9 protein-coding genes are annotated in these 17098 nt (G+C 60.6%); all 9 read left to right on the top strand.

Features of this window, described 5'->3' with window-relative positions; genetic code table 11:
* Positions 1-284: 284 nt before the first annotated feature.
* The 9 genes from HW556_RS00950 to sov all read left to right on the top strand — a co-directional run bounded on the left by HW556_RS00950 (position 285) and on the right by sov (position 17042).
* Complete coding sequence (locus HW556_RS00950) at positions 285-518, top strand: Sec-independent protein translocase subunit TatA/TatB (protein ID WP_176897135.1); 234 nt, start codon at positions 285-287, stop codon at positions 516-518.
* An 11-nt stretch (positions 519-529) separates the two neighbouring features.
* Entirely contained in the window at positions 530-904 is a 375-nt protein-coding gene (locus HW556_RS18880) for a Sec-independent protein translocase subunit TatA/TatB (protein ID WP_176897137.1), read from the top strand.
* Between the two features lie 135 nt (positions 905-1039).
* Complete coding sequence (gene gatA, locus HW556_RS00960; RefSeq protein ID WP_176897139.1) at positions 1040-2458, top strand: Asp-tRNA(Asn)/Glu-tRNA(Gln) amidotransferase subunit GatA; 1419 nt, start codon at positions 1040-1042, stop codon at positions 2456-2458.
* Positions 2459-2657: 199 nt separating this feature from the next.
* Entirely contained in the window at positions 2658-4625 is a 1968-nt protein-coding gene (locus HW556_RS00965) for a LysM peptidoglycan-binding domain-containing protein (protein WP_176897141.1), read from the top strand.
* 411 nt (positions 4626-5036) lie between these two features.
* Positions 5037-5510 (top strand): hypothetical protein, encoded by a 474-nt coding sequence (locus HW556_RS00970; RefSeq protein WP_176897143.1) that lies wholly within the window; start codon positions 5037-5039, stop codon positions 5508-5510.
* Between the two features lie 60 nt (positions 5511-5570).
* The gene (locus HW556_RS00975) at positions 5571-6167 is read left to right on the top strand and encodes a hypothetical protein (protein WP_176897145.1); all 597 of its coding nucleotides are present in this window, start codon (positions 5571-5573) and stop codon (positions 6165-6167) included.
* A 155-nt stretch (positions 6168-6322) separates the two neighbouring features.
* Positions 6323-8599, top strand: coding sequence for an NADP-dependent malic enzyme (locus HW556_RS00980; RefSeq protein ID WP_176897147.1), 2277 nt, complete (start codon positions 6323-6325; stop codon positions 8597-8599).
* Positions 8600-8798: 199 nt separating this feature from the next.
* On the top strand, positions 8799-9404 hold the full coding sequence (gene ruvA, locus HW556_RS00985) for a Holliday junction branch migration protein RuvA (RefSeq protein ID WP_176897149.1): 606 nt from the start codon (positions 8799-8801) through the stop codon (positions 9402-9404).
* A gap of 153 nt (positions 9405-9557) precedes the next feature.
* A complete protein-coding gene (gene sov, locus HW556_RS00990) occupies positions 9558-17042 on the top strand; it encodes a T9SS outer membrane translocon Sov/SprA (RefSeq protein ID WP_246289476.1) in 7485 nt (2494 codons plus the stop codon).
* Positions 17043-17098 lie beyond the last annotated feature (56 nt).

Consider the following 17098-nt stretch of genomic DNA (forward strand, 5'->3'; position numbering starts at 1 on the left):
AATTGCCTTCTGGAGACACTAAATAACGCAGGTCGCTCCATCTAAGAGGGACAAAACCGATAAAGCAGGTCTTTTACCGGATCAATAGCCCCCTTTACTGGTTGGGTTTCTTCGCTCGGCATGCGGAGCGGTTTGAAAACGCGGTGGGCTGTACCAGCCGTAGTGATATGGCTGGGTTTGCGGAACTGTTTTTCAAATTATGGGGTACCTTTACAATCTGCCTACGTATGTGTTGCGTATACTCTTCTTTGACCTTCTAATTCTGGCCTTCGGGTCTGCTACATATGAACTTTGCCACCCTCCTGCTCGGAATCGGTAACTTTGGTGGTACCGAAATCCTGCTTATCGGTCTAGCCATCATCCTGCTTTTCGGCGCCAAGCGCATTCCGGAGTTGTTCCGCGGCATGGGTCAGGGAATCCGCGAGTTCAAGGACGCCTCGAAGGAGGAAAAGCCAGAATTCCGCGACCGGCCTGTAAACCCGGTTAACCCCAACGACCCGGCTGCGCCCCGTCAATAACCCCTTTCGTTATGCAAATGCCTGTCTTTCTGTTTTTAGGTGACATCGGTGGTGCTGAGCTTATGCTCATCATGGTTGTCATCCTGATTTTCTTCGGAGCCAACAAGATTCCTGAATTAGCCCGCGGGCTAGGTAAGGGCATACGTGAGTTCAAAGACGCCTCCCGCGAGATTCGCAGCGAGGTAGAGAACTACGGTCAGCCAGCCCAGCAGCCTTACCAGCAGCAGTTTCAGGACCAGCCACAGCAGGCCTACCAGCCCGCTGCGCCGGTAGCCGAAGCTGCCCCTGTTATAGCGCCGCCCATGGACGGTGGTATTGCGCCCGTTGTAACGCCCGAGCCACTAGCCACGGAGCCCGAACGCTCGCGCCTCGATCAGACGAGCTAGTTTCAGTAGCTTCCAATTACGTAATACCCGAACCGCCGGCAGCCAAAATCTGCCGGCGGTTCTGTTTTTAGCGGTGATGGTGCTATTTTCGCGCTTCCGCCTCGCTTCGCAGGCCTCCCCTTTAATTTCTTCGTCTTGAGACGTTTCGATTCCCTTTCCGAAGTACGCCGCGACATTGCTGCCGGCACTGTATCGTGCCAGCAGCTGGTTGAGCACTACCTCGACAATATCGCCCGGCAGGAAAACCTCAATGCTTTTCTGGAAGTGTGGCCCGAGGAGGCCCGCGCCCAGGCCGTGGCCGTCGATGCGAAGCTGGCTGCTGGTACGGCCGGCAAGCTCGCCGGCATGGTTATCGGCCTGAAAGATGTGCTGGCTTACGAAGGCCACGCGCTGCAAAGCAGCAGCCACATCCTTGACGGTTTCAAATCGTTGTTTACCGGCACGGCCGTGCAGCGCCTGCTCGATGAGGACGCCATCCTGATTGGCCGCCAGAACTGCGACGAGTTTGCCATGGGCGCCTCCAACGAAAGCTCCTACTTCGGACCGGCCCGCAATGCTATTGCCCCCGACCGGGTGCCCGGCGGCTCGTCGGGTGGCTCGGCCGTAGCCGTACAGGCCGATATGTGCCTGGCCTCGATTGGCTCCGACACGGGTGGCTCGGTGCGTCAGCCGGCGGCTTTCTGCGGCATCGTGGGCTTCAAACCCACCTACTCGCGCATTTCTCGCTACGGTCTGGTGGCCTACGCTTCGTCATTTGATCAGATTGGCACGCTTACCCGCTCGGTAGAAGATGCGGCCCTGCTGCTCGAAGTAATGGCCGGCTCCGACCAGTTCGACAGCACTGTGAGCCAGCAGCCGGTGCCCGCCTACAGCCAGGAGCTGACGCCCGCGCCCCATTATCGCATCGGCTACATCCAGGACTGCCTGGTGCGCCCCGGTCTCAACCCCGAAATAAAGGCAGCCACCGAAAATGCGCTGGAGCAGTTGCGCGGTCAGGGCCATGTGGTGGAGGCCGTGGAGTTTCCGTACCTCGACTTCATTGTGCCAACCTATTATATCCTGACCACGGCCGAGGCCAGCTCCAACCTGAGCCGCTACGACGGGGTGAAGTTTGGTTACCGCGCCCCCGACGTTACGGACCTAGAGTCGCTCTACAAGAAAACCCGCTCGCAGGGTTTCGGGCCGGAAGTGCAGCGCCGGATTCTGCTGGGCACGTTTGTGCTGAGCGCCAGCTACTACGATGCCTACTACACCAAGGCCCAGCGGGTGCGCCGGCTCATCAAGGAGAAAACCGATGAGTTACTACGTGACTACGACTTCCTGGTACTGCCCACCACGCCCACCACGGCCTTCAAAATAGGCGACGAAGACCGGGACACGTTATCCATGTATCTGGCCGATATTTTCACGGTACAAGCTTCGCTGGCGGGCGTACCGGCCATTTCGGTGCCCAACGGCCTCGATTCGCAGGGCCTCCCGATTGGCCTACAGGTGCTGGCCGGAGCTTTCCGCGAGTCGCAGCTGCTGGCTTTCGCCAGCTCATTGAAATTTTAGCTTCACCCTACCACTTGCTGCCCACCGAACAACAGGTAACGGCTGTCAGCTAATTGCTAGCAGCTTGTGGTTGAAGTGCTACTTTAAGTCAAAGAGCTGGGAGTTCTGATAAACTGTGCTATTTTTGGCAAAGCGCTGGGTTGTGGCTCAGCGTTTTGCGTTTGGGCCCACCGGCCATTGTCCTTTTGAGTGAGTTAGCATGATGAAGTTGCTGCGGTTTGCCGCTCCCGTTTTGCTGGCCTGCACGTTGGTACCCGCCGCCCGGGCCCAGGTGCGGCCCGGCGCTTCAAACGCCCCGATTGTCCTGCCGCCTGATTCGGTGCTGACTGCTTTACCGCTGCTGCCCGACTCGTTGGCCGCCGCGCCCGTAGCCCCCGACTCGGCGAAGCTGGTGTGGCTGCGCACCCCACCCGAGCTGCGCGACCTGGTGGGCGACCGGGTGGGCTGTTTTGAAACTGATGTACCCCACGTGTTCAATAACCACGTGATGAGCTTCGTGAAGCTGTTTACCGAGCGGCAGCGGGGCTACACGCAGCGGGTGTTGGAGCGCGAGAACCTCTACTTTCCGCTTTTCGAAAAGCACCTGGCCAAATACAACCTGCCCCTCGACCTCAAGTACCTGGCCGTGGTGGAGTCGGCCCTGATTCCGACGGCTAAGTCGCGGGTGGGCGCTACCGGGCTATGGCAGTTTATGGGCCCTACCGCCAACGACCTGCGCCTGCACCGCGACGACTGGGTGGACGAGCGTATGGACCCCGAAAAAGCTACCGAAGCAGCCTGCAAGCACCTGCGCTACCTATACAGGGTGTTCGGCGACTGGGAAATGGTGCTGGCTGCCTATAACTGGGGGGCCGGCAACATGCAGCGCGTGGTGAAGCGCACCGGCAAAAAAACCTACTGGGAAGTGCATAATAGCCTCCCGGCTGAAACCCGCAACTATGTGCCCACCTTCACGGCCATCATGTACGCCATGAAGTATGCCAAGGAGCACCAGTTGCACGCGCCCACGCTCAACTACCAGTACGCCCAGGCAACGGATACGCTGCAGCTGGGTGGGCGGCCCTTCGACCTGACGCGCCTGGCGCAGGCCATCGGTGCCCCCGATTCGCTGGCGCTGCTGCGCCTCAACCCGGAGCTGCGCAAGCCCTACCTGCCGGCCGGCTATCGTCCCTACGTGCTGAAAGTGCCTGCCAGCGCCCGCCCTGCGTTAGCCGTAGCCAGCCGTGAGGCGCTGTTTGATTACTGCCGGCCACTGGCCGACCTGCCTCGCCCGCTGGCCCCACGCCTGGTGGCCCTGAGCGGCACTATGCCGCTACCAGTTCGCAACTCAGCGGTTGCTTCATCCGCGGCAACGGCGGCGGCCGAACCACGCTTTGAGCGCCTGCGCCATACGGTGAAGCGCGGCGAAACGGTGAATTCGGTGGCAGCCCGCTACAAGGTGAGTCCGGCCCAGGTGCGCCGCTGGAACAAGCTGGGCACAAGCGCCTCGCTGGCAGGCCGGCAGCAACTGGTTTTGTTCCGGGCGCTTCCGGCAGTTAAGCCAGACGCCACCGCTTCGGCTACCGCTGTAGTTCGGCCGGCGGTAGTGCCGACTCGGGTAGCCGCTACCAAAGCCACTTCGGAAGCTCCGGCCACCGAACCTGATTCGGCAGCCGAAACGGCAGCCCGCGTTCCGGCCAAACAGGCCGCTGAGGTACGCCGGGCGGTGGCCGCAGTTTCAGCAGCTACCGACGATGCTACTCCGGGCAGCTACGTGGTGAAGCCGGGTGATTTTCTGGAGAAGATTGCCACCGCCAACGGCCTGACCGTGGCGCAGCTTAAGGACTGGAACCAGCTCGGCAGCTACGTGTTGCAGCCCGGCCAGGAACTGACGCTGAAAGCCCCGCCGGAAGCAGCCGCAAATGAAGCGGTAGCCGACCTCACGGAGGCGACCCGCAACGTAGCTGCCGCCGCCCAGGCTCCCGTGCGGCGCGCGGCCCGTCCGGCTACTCCGGCGGCGGCCGTGGCATTGCCAGCCGCACCGCCACTGCACCTGGTGCAGCCCGGCGACACGCTCTACAACATCTCGCGCCGCTACCAGGGCCTGACCGTGCAACGCCTGCGGGAGCTGAACAATCTGAAGTCGGATGCCGTGCAGCCCGGTCAGAAGCTGGTAGTAGGCGGCTGAGAAAACCGATTCTTATTTCAGCACCCTTCGCTACTCATTGGAGAATTTCCAGGAGCCAGCGAGGCATCTGCTGGCCGAAGGAAATAAGTAAGGCCCGATGGCGTACTCGATATGGGTACGCCATCGGGCTTCATTTTCTTTATATGAGAGATTTATGGCGACATTCTAGTGACCTCAAGCGGCAGATCTGCTACAAGCGTGAGGGAATTCAATGAAAAACGAACTGCTGGGGAACTATTCTTCCGAAATTGGCACAACTTTAGATTTACCAGTTTTATCCTTCCACAATTACCTCCCGTTATCATGTTCAAAGGCCTAGCATTATCTGCGCTATTCGCTTCCTCGCTATTTATTTCTGCTTGCCAGAAAGAGAATGACCCACAGCCCAGTGTACCGGAAGCAGAAGTGGAGATGCTGCGTTCCACCACCTACCTGTCGACCAACCGCTTCAACAATGAGCAGAGTTATTCGCAGAAGACGCTGCAAAGCACCGTTACGCTCGCCACCGATAAGCTGCAGCTGGATTTCGACGCAATCGAGGGCAAGGATGCCATCAGCTTCACGGTGCCGCGTTCCAGCCTGACAACCGCGTTTGTCGGCGTCTACGAGCTCCGCACGTTGGCCAGCCCTGCGGCACCGGTAGCCAGTGTGTATACCTTTTTCAGGTCGCGAGCCGCAAATTTTATCAACAGCGCCACCTACCGCAACATGCGGGGCCAGCTAACCATTACGGGGTACGATGCCCAACGGCAACTGCTGACCGGCTCCTACCAGGCACAGCTGGAAAACGTATCTGACCCGGCCGATAGTAACAGCTCCAGCGGCGATGCGCTGCGCTGCAACGTGGAAATTACGGGGTCGTTTACCAACCTGAAAATCCAGTAGATCTGTTTCCGGCTCGTTGGCATTCACGCAATGTTTCTTTCTATTCCTTATCCTATTAATATGCGTAAACTTCTCCCCTCTCTAGTGCTGGCTGTTTTAAGTTTGGCCGGCGCTTCGTGCCAGAAGAATGCTGATCCGGTCCCGTACGTGGCACCTGTTGCGACTTACGAAATGTACAGCTCGGTGAGTTACCCCACCAGCCGCGAGTCGGGTGGAATCAGCCACTCTCCCAAAGATTTACTGGGACGGGCAGCCTGGGAAAACGGCCGTATTACACTGTATTTGAGCTCAGGAAATCTGCCGGTAAACCAAGTACGGTTTATGATGCCAAGTAGCTTCCCCGGCAAACTGGGAGCATTTGTCTCCGAATCGGCGCAGGCGCCAGTGGTTGATGAAGTGCAGACCACTTACACGCTGAGCTATGACCTTACTCCCACTACCCGGCTGAGCAGAATTCACCGAGGTCGTGATTGCACTACCGAAGGCAGCGTGGTAATTACCGCCTACGACGGGTCCCGGAACCTTATCAGCGGCAGCTACGAAATAACCTTCAAGAACGTGGCGGACCCCTATGCGGGATTGTTGCCCAATTTGCCGGTCAGAAATAGTGTAGTCGTCGTGGGCGGGGAGTTCACCAACCTACCCATCAAGCCCTAGCAGCACGTTAACTCCTCTTGTTCAGAAAGCCCCGAACCCTGCCCGGTTCGGGGCTTTTCGGTTCCGGGTGGGGCTTGGACCTTTGAAGCTGGCTCATTTTGCCGCATCTTGCTGCCTTGTTCTTTTCTTCGGAAGCTCATCTTCTGCCCTGCCTCATGCTCAAAATAAACAAACAGGACGCCCTCGACTACCACTCCCGCACGCCGGCCGGCAAAATTGAAGTGGTGCCGACCAAGCCCGTGAGTACCCAGCTCGATCTGGCCCTGGCTTACTCGCCGGGCGTGGCCGAGCCGTGCAAGGAAATTGCTGCCGACAAGGATGCCGTGTACAAGTACACGGCCAAAGGCAATCTGGTGGGCGTTATCAGCAACGGCACGGCGGTGCTGGGTTTGGGCAACATCGGCCCCGAAGCATCTAAGCCGGTAATGGAAGGCAAGGGCGTACTGTTCAAGAAGTTCGCGGGCATCGATTGCTTCGATATTGAGATTGACGCCACTGACCCCGACGAGTTTATCCGCATCGTGAAGTCGCTGGAGCCGACGTTTGGTGGCATCAACCTGGAAGACATCAAGGCCCCCGAATGCTTCCGGATTGAGACGGCCCTGCGCGAGCAGATGAACATTCCGCTCATGCACGACGACCAGCACGGCACGGCCATCATCACGTCGGCGGCGCTACTGAACGCGCTGGAAGTGGTGGGCAAGCAGATTGAGCAGATTCAGCTGGTAGTGAGCGGGGCGGGCGCGGCGGCCATTTCGTGCCTGCGCCTGTACCTAGCGCTGGGCGTGCGGCGCGAGAATGTGGTGGTCTTCGACAAAGACGGCCTCATTACACCGGCCCGCACCGACCTGGCCGACATGCAGCGGTTCTTCGCCACCGAGCGGCCCATCAGCACGATGGCCGAGGCGCTGGAAGGGGCCGACATGTTCCTGGGCCTGTCGGCCGGCAACGTGCTGGCGCCCGAGTGGCTGCTGAAGATGGCCGCCGACCCTATTGTATTCGCCCTGGCCAACCCCGACCCCGAAATCGGCTACGAAATAGCCATGGCCACCCGGCCCGACCTCATTATGGCCACCGGCCGCACCGACCACCCCAACCAGGTGAACAACGTGCTGGGTTTCCCCTACATTTTTCGGGGGGCGCTGGATGTGCGGGCCACCGAAATCAACGAGGAAATGAAGCTGGCCGCCGTGCGCGCCCTCTCGGACCTGGCCAAGGAGGCGGTGCCCGAAATGGTGAACCGCGCCTACGGCGACAATACACTGAGCTTCGGCCGCACCTACCTCATTCCTAAACCCCTCGACCCACGCCTGATTACCACCGTGAGCCCGGCCGTGGCCAAAGCGGCCATGGACAGCGGCGTGGCCCGCGTGCACATTACCGACTGGGCGGGCTACGAGGACGACATCCGGGCGCGGCTGGGCGTGAACCAGAAACTGATGAACCGCATGACGTCGGCGGCGCGTAGCAACCCCAAGCGAGTGGTATTTGCCGAGGGCGACACCTACAAAACGCTCAAGGCCGCCCAGATTCTGCGCGAGGAGGGCATTGCCTTTCCTATTCTGCTGGGCAACCGCAACAAAATTGAGCGCATCGCGGCCGAAACCTCGCTCGATCTGGAAGGCTGCGAAATCATCGACATCATTCGCGAGGAAGCCAAGCGCGAAGAGTACGCCGAGCTGTTCTACCAGAAGCGGCAGCGCCGGGGCATTACGATCTATGAGGGCCGTCGGCTGCTGCGCGAGCGGAACTACTTTGGGGCCATGATGCTGGAAGCCGGCCATGCCGATGCCTTTATTACGGGCCTAAGCAAGGATTACGGCAAGTCCATCGTGCCAGCGCTGCAGGTGATTGGGGTGGCTGAGGGCGCCAAGCGGGTAGCCTCGATGTACATCATCCAGCATAAAAAAGGGCCGTTCTTCTTCGCCGATACGACCGTTAACATCGACCCTTCGGCCGAGGAAATGGTGGACATTATCGGGCTGACGGCGCGGGCCGTGAAGTTCTTCGACGCCGAGCCGCGGGTGGCCGTTATCAGCTACTCCAACTTCGGCTCGAACCCCGGCGAGCTGCCCGACAAAGCCCGCCGCGCCACCGAAATGGCCAAGCAGCGCTACCCCGACCTGCTGATTGATGGCGAGATGCAGGCCAACACGGCCCTCAACCCCGAGCTGCTGCAGGAGCAGTATCCCTTCTCGCCGCTGGCGGCCAGAGGCGGGGCCAACACGCTCATCTTCCCTAACGTTATCAGCGGCAACATCGCCTACAAAGTGCTCCAGGAAATCGGGGGTGCCGAGGCCATCGGGCCGGTGCTGATGGGCATGCGCAAGCCGGTGCACATTCTGCAGCTCGGCGCCTCGGTGCGCGAAATCGTGAACATGGCCGCCATTGCCGTAGTCGACGCCCAGCAGCCGGGCGGCAAGGGGCTGTAGGGCTTAAGAAATAGAGAAGAACGTCATTCAGTGCAGCATGCGCCGAATGACGTTTCTGCTTCTGGCCCCTTGCTGCACTCACGTCTTTATCCTCACTTCCCCTTCACACTCCTTCCTAAAGTGCCTAACTTGGCACCAAACCGGTTGCAGTCGCGTTCGGCCGGTTCCACCCGTTTCCTCTACTCCGCTCCCATCCCGCATGATTGCTTACGTTGACGGCAAGCTCGCCTACAAAGACCCCGCCCAGGCCATTCTCGACGTGCAGGGCATCGGCTACGAAATCCGGATTTCACTGGCCACCTACTCCAAGCTGCCGGCCGAGGAGGAGAAAATCAAGCTCTATACCTACCAGCACATCAAGGAAGACGGCCAGACGCTTTACGGCTTCCTCGACCCCAACGAAAAGGCGCTGTTTATGCTGCTCATTTCGGTATCGGGTATCGGGCCGGGCACGGGCATCGTGATGGTGTCGTCGATGTCGGTGGGCGAAATCCGGCAGGCCATTGTGAGTGAAGATGTGCGGGCCATCCAGAGCATCAAGGGCGTAGGACCCAAAACGGCCCAGCGCGTGATTCTGGAGCTGAAAGACAAGCTGCGCAAAGACGAGTTGCTGGCCAAAGCCGGCATCGATACCGTGCCGCTGGCTAAGTCACACAATACCGGCCGCTCGGAGGCGTTAGCCGCTTTAGTGATGCTGGGCTTCGCGCGGGCAGCGGCCGAAAAGTCGCTCGACCAGATTCAGCGCAAGCACGGCAACGACCTGACGGTAGAGGAATTGATTAAATTCGCTCTTAAGTCTGGCTAGATTAGGGCTTAGCGGTTCGTTGTTGGTGCTTAAGATGTTTGTAGGCAGCTTATTGGCTTGGCCATACTGCTTTGCATCCCACAGCACCACCTGCACGACCTAGGCACTAAGCACAATCAACTAAGCACTAACGATTTCGACGGATATTGACGTTTGACTACCGGTAAGAAGTTCTCCGCCAGCGCCTTCGTGGTCCTGGTTTCGTTGGTGGCCTGGTGGTCGGAAGCCGCACCGCTGGCAGAAGGCGCGACGGGTGTCTTTGCGCTGGGCCAGCTGTGGGCCGACTGGCTGCCGGCCGGCTTGCGTCCGGCCGGCCAATGGGGTTTCGTCGCCGACACGCCCCGCATTGATACCACCCGCTACCAGCCCGGCACCCGGCCCCGGGTAGATCCGGCCGACCGCCGCGGCTCGCGCTTTTCGAATGAGCGCCGCCGCTCGCCGTTGGTGCTCCCCCTGCCCGACAACGTGCAGCTGCAGGTGCAACCCGACGACAGCCTCAAGAACTTCGACATCCGCGAGGGCATCGGCCAGAGCCTCGACTACCGCGACCCCAGCCGCATGACGTTCGAGGAGTACTCGCGCTGGCAGCAGCAAAAGGCCGTGCGCGACTACTTCCGCGAGCGGGCCAGCGGCGGCGGCGTGGCCGGCGACCCCAACCAGCCCGACAACCGCCGCCTGATTCCCAAGATTTACCTCGGCCCCATGGCCGACCGCATTTTCGGGGGTAGCTACGTGGATATTCGGCCTCAGGGAGCCGTAACGCTGCGCATGGGCTACCGCGGCAACCGCAACGAAAACCCTACCCTCACGCTGCGCCAGCAGAGAAATGGCGACTTCCAGTTCGATCAGAACATGAACCTCAATCTGACCGGTCAGATTGGGCAGAAGTTGCGCCTGACGTTCAACTACGATACCAAGGCGGCCTTCGACTTCGAAAACAACATGAAGCTCGACTACACGGGCTTCGACACCGATATTATCCGCAAGGTGGAGCTGGGCAACGTAAGTCTGCCGCTCAACAACTCGCTCATCACCGGCGGCCAGAACCTGTTTGGCGTGAAGGCCCAACTGCAGTTCGGCCGCCTCGGCGTAACCACCATTGCCAGCACCCTGCGCGGCCAGGCCGACGAAGTGCGCATCCAGAACGGGGGCCAGAGCCGGCCATTCGAAATCAAGGCCAGCCAATACGAAAAGGACCGCCACTACTTCCTGAGCCAGGTGTTTCGGGAGCGGTACGACAACTCGCTGCGCATCCTGCCCACCATCCAGAATGCCATCAACGTCACCTACTTAGAGGTATGGGTGACCAACGATAACCGCCAGAGCGACAACCTGCGCAACGTCGTAACGCTCATGGACGTGGCGGAGCCCCAGCGCGTGTACCGCCAGCAGTTTCTGAACGGTGCCCGCCCGGGCGCTCTGGCCCAAAACAGCGCTAACAGCGAGTTGAACACCATCCGGGCCCAGGCAGATTTTAGACAAGACTTACGGATTGATGAAGTGCTCCAAAGCGCGCCGCTGAACCTGGAGAAGAACATTGACTTTGAGCACGTACGGGCCCGCAAACTCGACCCGCGCGAGTACACCTACAATGCCCAACTGGGCTACCTCTCGCTGAACACCCAACTGCTGCCCGAGCAGGTGCTGGGCGTGTCGTACCAGTACATCTTCAACGGCCAGACCTACACCGTTGGCGAGATTCAGAACGACTACTCGCAGGTGGGCACCGACCAGGTGATTTTCCTGAAGATGCTGAAGGCCACCAACCCCGCCGTGGGCCTGGCCAACCCGAGCGAGAACCCAGCCAACGAGAACCTACTGACGCGCAACCTGCCGACCTGGGATTTGATGATGAAAAACATCTATCCTTTGAACGCCCAGCAGCTCAACCGCGACAGGTTCGAGTTGCAGATTGTGTACAAGGACGACGTGACGGGCGTTGACCTGATTTCGCTGAAGGAGGGCCAGAATATTGCCAACAAGCCGCTGATTGAGGTTTTCAACCTCGACAACGTGAACCCCAACAACGACCGGAACCCCGACGGTAACTTCGACTTCTTTCCTGGCATTACCGTCGATACCGAACTGGGTCGCATCATCTTCCCCGAAATCGAGCCGTTTGGCAGCTATCTGGCCGCCAAGTTCGATACGGTGGCCTCGCCGGCCGAGCAGCAGCTGGCCCGCAAGTACGCCTACCGCGAGCTGTACAACCAGGTGCAGAGCGACGCCCAGCAGATCCAGGAGAAAGACAAGTTTTACCTGCGCGGCCGCTACCAGGCCACCAGTACCAACGAGATTAACCTGCCCGGCATTGGCGTGGCCGAGGGCTCGGTGCGGGTACGCTCGGGCTCCACGCTGCTCCAGGAAGGCGTCGATTACCAGGTTTTCTACGATCAGGCCAAGGTAAAAATCCTGAATCCGGCCTACCTGAATTCGGCCAACGAGCTGCGGGTGGAGTTCGAGAAAAACGCCTTGGTGCAGGTGCAGCCCCGCAAGCTGATTGGGGCGCGGTTTGATTACCGGGTATCGTCGGATATGTACTTTGGGGCCACGGTGCTGCATCTGCGCGAAAACCAGGCGCCCGGTATCAACCGCGTGAACATCGGCGACGAGCCGGGCAACAACACTATTTACGGCTTCGACGTGAACATGCGCCGCGAGTCGCGGGCGCTTACCCGCTACCTCAACGCGCTGCCGTTTATCTCGACCAAGGAAATTTCGACTGTTTCGTTCAGTGGTGAGTTTGCCCAGCTGCTGCCCAGCCAAAGCAAGCTCGGCGATGATAAGAGCGGCGGCGAAAATGGCGTTTCGTACCTCGATGATTTCGAGAATGCGCGCACGCCCTACACGCTGGGCGGGCTGAACGCGGCCGTGGCCTGGCGCCTGGGCAGCACCCCGCTGCCGCTACGCCGTGCGCCCACCGGCCTGGCCACGGCCTACAACCGCGCCAAGCTGGCCTGGTACACCGTCGACCAGACCTATTACACCAACGGCCAGAGCAAGCCCGACAACATTGGCACGGGTGATTTAACGAACCACTACATCCGCGGCATCAAGCGCGACGAGGTATTCCCGAACCGCAACCTGGGGGCCAATGGCAACTCGTTCGAAACGACGTTCGACTTGGCTTACTTCCCCGACCAGCGCGGCCAGTACAACTACACGCCCGATTTTGACCGGGCCCGGCCCACTTTCTTTGCCAACACTACGGATGCGGCCAATGCGGCTCGGCAGGCGGCCATTTCGCGCGAAATCACCTTCGACACCGACTTCGACAACGCCAACGTGGAGTACCTGGAGTTCTGGCTCATGGACCCCTTCCTGACGGGCGAAAACGGCCAGGTAATCGACAACGACGGGCACAGCGCCAACAACACTTCCGGCGGCGACCTGTTTGTGAACCTGGGTTCGGTTTCGGAGGATGTGCTGGCCGACAACAACCAGTACGAGTTTGAGAACGGCCTTCCGGTGGAAAGCACCAGCCCCGATGCCACCAGATCTACTATCTGGGGCCAGGTGTCGCGCCAGCCCTTCCTCACCGACGCCTTTAACCCCGCTGCCGGGGCCCGCGCCCAGCAGGATGTGGGCCTCGACGGCATCGTCGACGCGGCTGAGCAAGCTCTGCCCGAACTGCAGGGCGCTTACGCGGGTGTACCCGATCCGGCCGGCGACAACTTCCGTCACCACCTCGACCCTAGCTACGACCAGGCCAATGCCAAGGTGCTGGCTCGCTACAAGGACTTCAACGGCATGGAGGGAAACTCACCCGAGGGTAGCCGCCTGAGCTCGACGGCCTACCCCGACAAGGAAGACCTGAACCGCGACAACGTGATTTCGGAGATTGAGCGCTACTACGAGTACCGCGTGCGCCTGCGCCCCGGCAGCCTCGAAGTGGGCCAGAACTACATCGTCGATAAAGTCACGAACAACAACGACGACACCAACGACGAGCCCGTGAGCTGGTACCAGTTCCGCATTCCTATCCGGCAGTACGACCGCGCCGTAGGCACGCCCAACGGCCAGGAGTTCGGCTTCAAGTCGATTCGGTTTCTGCGGCTGGCCCTCACGGGTTGGGAGCAGCCAGTGGTGCTGCGCATGGTGCAGCCGCAGTTTGTGGCCAACCAGTGGCGCCGCTACCTCGCCAAAATTGCCGAGCCCGGCGGCATTCTCAACCCCGATACCGACGCCGACGAGTTCAGTATTTCGACGGTGAGCATTGAGGAGAACGGCCGCGTGGAGCAGGCCGGGGCCGGCTCGATTCCATACCTGCTGCCGCCCAACATCCGGCGCGACCAGGAGTTCGGCTCGACCACCACCAGCCGCCTGCAGAACGAGCAGAGCCTGCGCCTGGTGGTAGGCAACCTGCGCGACGGCTTTGCCAAAGCGGCCTACAAAAATCTGACGGTAAACATGCTGCGCTACAAGCGTCTCAAGCTGTTTCTGCACGCCGAAACCCAGGACCGCAACCTGCGCAGCGGCCAGGCCCGCGGCTTCGTGCGCCTGGGCACCGACTACACCCAGAATTACTACGAGTACGCGCTGCCGCTGGAGCTCACGCCCCAGCCCACCGGCGCGGGCGCCAGCTACACCGTCGACCAAGTGTGGCCGGTGGCCAACCGCATCGACCTGACGCTGCAGGATTTGATTGACGCCAAGTCGGCCCGCAACAAGGCCGGCGTGAGCTACGGCACCCCCTACGTGGTGCAGCTGGCCAACGGCAACACGATTACGGTAGTCGGCAACCCCGATCTGTCGTCGGTGCAGGGTGCCATGATTGGTGTGCTGAACCCCGGCGACGACGGCGCAAGCCAGTCGCTGACGCTGTGGGCCAACGAGCTGCGGGTATCCGAGTTTGAGAACGAAAGCGGCTGGGCCGCCACCGCCCGCTTCAACACCAAGCTGGCCGACATTGCCAACATCACGGCTACCGGCAGCTATGTAACCACCGGTTTCGGCGGCCTGCAGGACCGCCCCCAGCAGCGCTCCATCGACAACATTCTGCGCGGCGACGTGAATGCTACCGTGGCGGCCGACAAGTTTTTCCCGGAGAAGCTGGGCCTGCGCGTGCCGGTGCTACTCCAAGCCGGCATCGAGAGTCGCTCGCCTAAGTACGACCCGCTCGACCCCGACACCGAGCTGGATCAGAGCCTGGAGAAGTTTGCCGATACCGACGAGCGTGCCGACTACCGCCGCGAGGTAATCGACCAGACCAGCCAGCGCAGCATTTCGCTGCTGAACGTGCGCAAGGAGCGCACCAATCCCGAGAAGAAAGTGCAGCCCTGGGACGTGGAAAACCTGGCGCTGAGCTACTCGCTGACCGAGCGCAATCACACCGACATCCGCACCGACCGCGACTATACCCGCACTTACACCGGCGCGCTGGCCTACGTGTACCAGGCCAACCCCAAAAACTACACGCCGCTGGCCAAAGTAAAGGCCTTCGACTCGCCTTACCTAGCCTTGTTTAAGGAAGTGAACTTCACGCCGCTGCCCTCGCGCTTTTCGTTCCGGGCCGACCTGGACCGGCGCTACAACGAGCGGTTTCTGCAGCGCACCCTCGAGCCCGGCCAGGTGCCCGTGCGGGGTAATATTCCGGGCGTGTTCCAGAAGGTGTTCTACTTCAGCCGCATTTACGATTTGCGCTGGGACCTGACCAAGGCGCTGGCCTTCGACTATACGGCCACCAACCGGGCCGTGGTGGATGAGGGCCCCGGCAGCACCATCGGCGACTCGCAGATTGCCAAGGACAACCGCCAGCAGCTGCGCGACAACCTGCTGCGCGGCGGCCGTACCACCAACTTCAACCAGACCGTCGCCCTTACTTACCGCCTGCCGCTCGACAAGTTTCCGCTTACCGACTGGCTTTCGGCCGACGCGCGCTACGCGGCCACCTTCGGCTGGGAGGCCGCTTCTACGGCCCTGCGCCGGCCCGCCAACCCAGGCGCCCCCGCCGATACAGCAACCTTGCCGCTGAACCTGGGCAACACCATTCAGAACACCGGCGAGGTGAGCGCCAACGGCAAAATTGACTTGGTGAAGCTCTACAACAAGGTGCGTTTCCTCAACATCATCAACAACGCGCCCCCTCCCGGCCAGCAGCCTACCGAACCTAAAATAGCCAAGCCCGGCGTGGTTGGGGCCGCCGGCGCAGGTTCTGAAACCGCCGAGGCCGACTCGGCCACAGGCCCCGAGTTCCGGGCCCTGAAAGCGGTGCTCCGCTCCCTGATGACGGCCCGCTCGCTCAACTTCACCTACGTGCGCTCCAACGGTACGCTGCTGCCCGGCTACCTGCCCAACACCCGCTTTTTAGGATTCGACAACGGGTTCAACGCCCCCGGTCTGCCCTTCATTCTGGGCCAGCAGCAGGACCTCGACGGCCTGTTCAGGAAGGCCAACGGCCGGGGTTGGTACACCGATGAGAGCGAGTTTCTCACTACTCCGCTCAGCTCGCTGCTCACCGAAGCCCTCACGCTGCGCACCACCCTGGAGCCCATCCGCGACTTCAACATCCAGCTTGATGCTCGCCGCAGCCTCGTGCGTAGCCGCCAGGTGTTCTACCGCGCTTTGGTTGATAGCGTAACACTGGCCGCGCCTGACGGAGCCCTGCCGACACCCAGCAATCCGCTGGGCAACGGCACGTTCAGCACTTCGTTCATCGCCATCCAAACGATATTCGGCGACTTAAGTGGCTCGGGAACGATGTCGAAAGCGTTTGAGCGTTTCGTGGCAAACCGCGAGGTAGTGCAGCAACGGCTGCAGGCGGCCAACCAGGAGGCCGGTTTCTACGGCTACAACTCGCAGGATGTGCTGCTGCCGGCGTTTATCGACGCCTACAAGGGCCGCTCGTCGGATGGCTATAAGGCCAAGAAGTTCAAGCCCTTCGCCCAACTGCCGCTGCCCAACTGGAACATCAGCTACAACGGCCTCTCCGAAATACCGTTCGTGCAGCGCTACTTCCGCTCGTTCCGCCTCAACCACGTGTATGGCTCCAGCTACAACATTGCCGGCTACAGCACTACGGTCGATTACGAGAAGGAGCCCGAGGGCCTATCGACGGTTCTCAACCAAGCCAACCGCTTTGTTCCCTACTACATCATCGGGCAGGTAACCATTGCCGACCGGCTGGCCCCGCTTATCGGGATTGACTTCCAGACCACCGGCCGCCTCACTGGCCGTCTGGAGTACCGCGTCGACCGCACCATTGGCCTGAACTCGACCGTGGCCCAGGTAACGGAACTGCGCCGCAACGACATCGTGATTGGGGTCGGCTTCGCCACCAACAAGTTCCGGCTACCCTTCAAAATTGGCGGCGAACAGCGCGTACTGCGCAACGAACTCAACGCCCGCCTCGACCTGAGCATCAGCGAGAATTACGCTATCCAGCGCACTATTCTCGATGTGGTAGACCCCGTAGATGGTACGCCCGTCACGCCGGCCAGCATCGGGCGGGCCTACAGCCAGGTAACGGCCGGCACCCGCCAGGTACAGCTGCGCCCCACCGTCGACTACGTGCTCAACCAGCGCCTGAACCTGCAGTTCTTCTTCACCCAGAACATCACGACCCCCAAAACCGGCGACGCCTTCAAAAACACCTCCACCGAAGCCGGCATCCAGCTCCGCTACAGCCTGTCGCAGTAAGCCAGGTTGAGGAGGATGATTTAGTTGCATTACTCCCTAATCTCCCCATTAACCTG

The organism is Hymenobacter terrestris (assembly GCF_013377905.1).
GTDB classification, from domain to species: Bacteria; Bacteroidota; Bacteroidia; order Cytophagales; family Hymenobacteraceae; genus Hymenobacter; species Hymenobacter terrestris.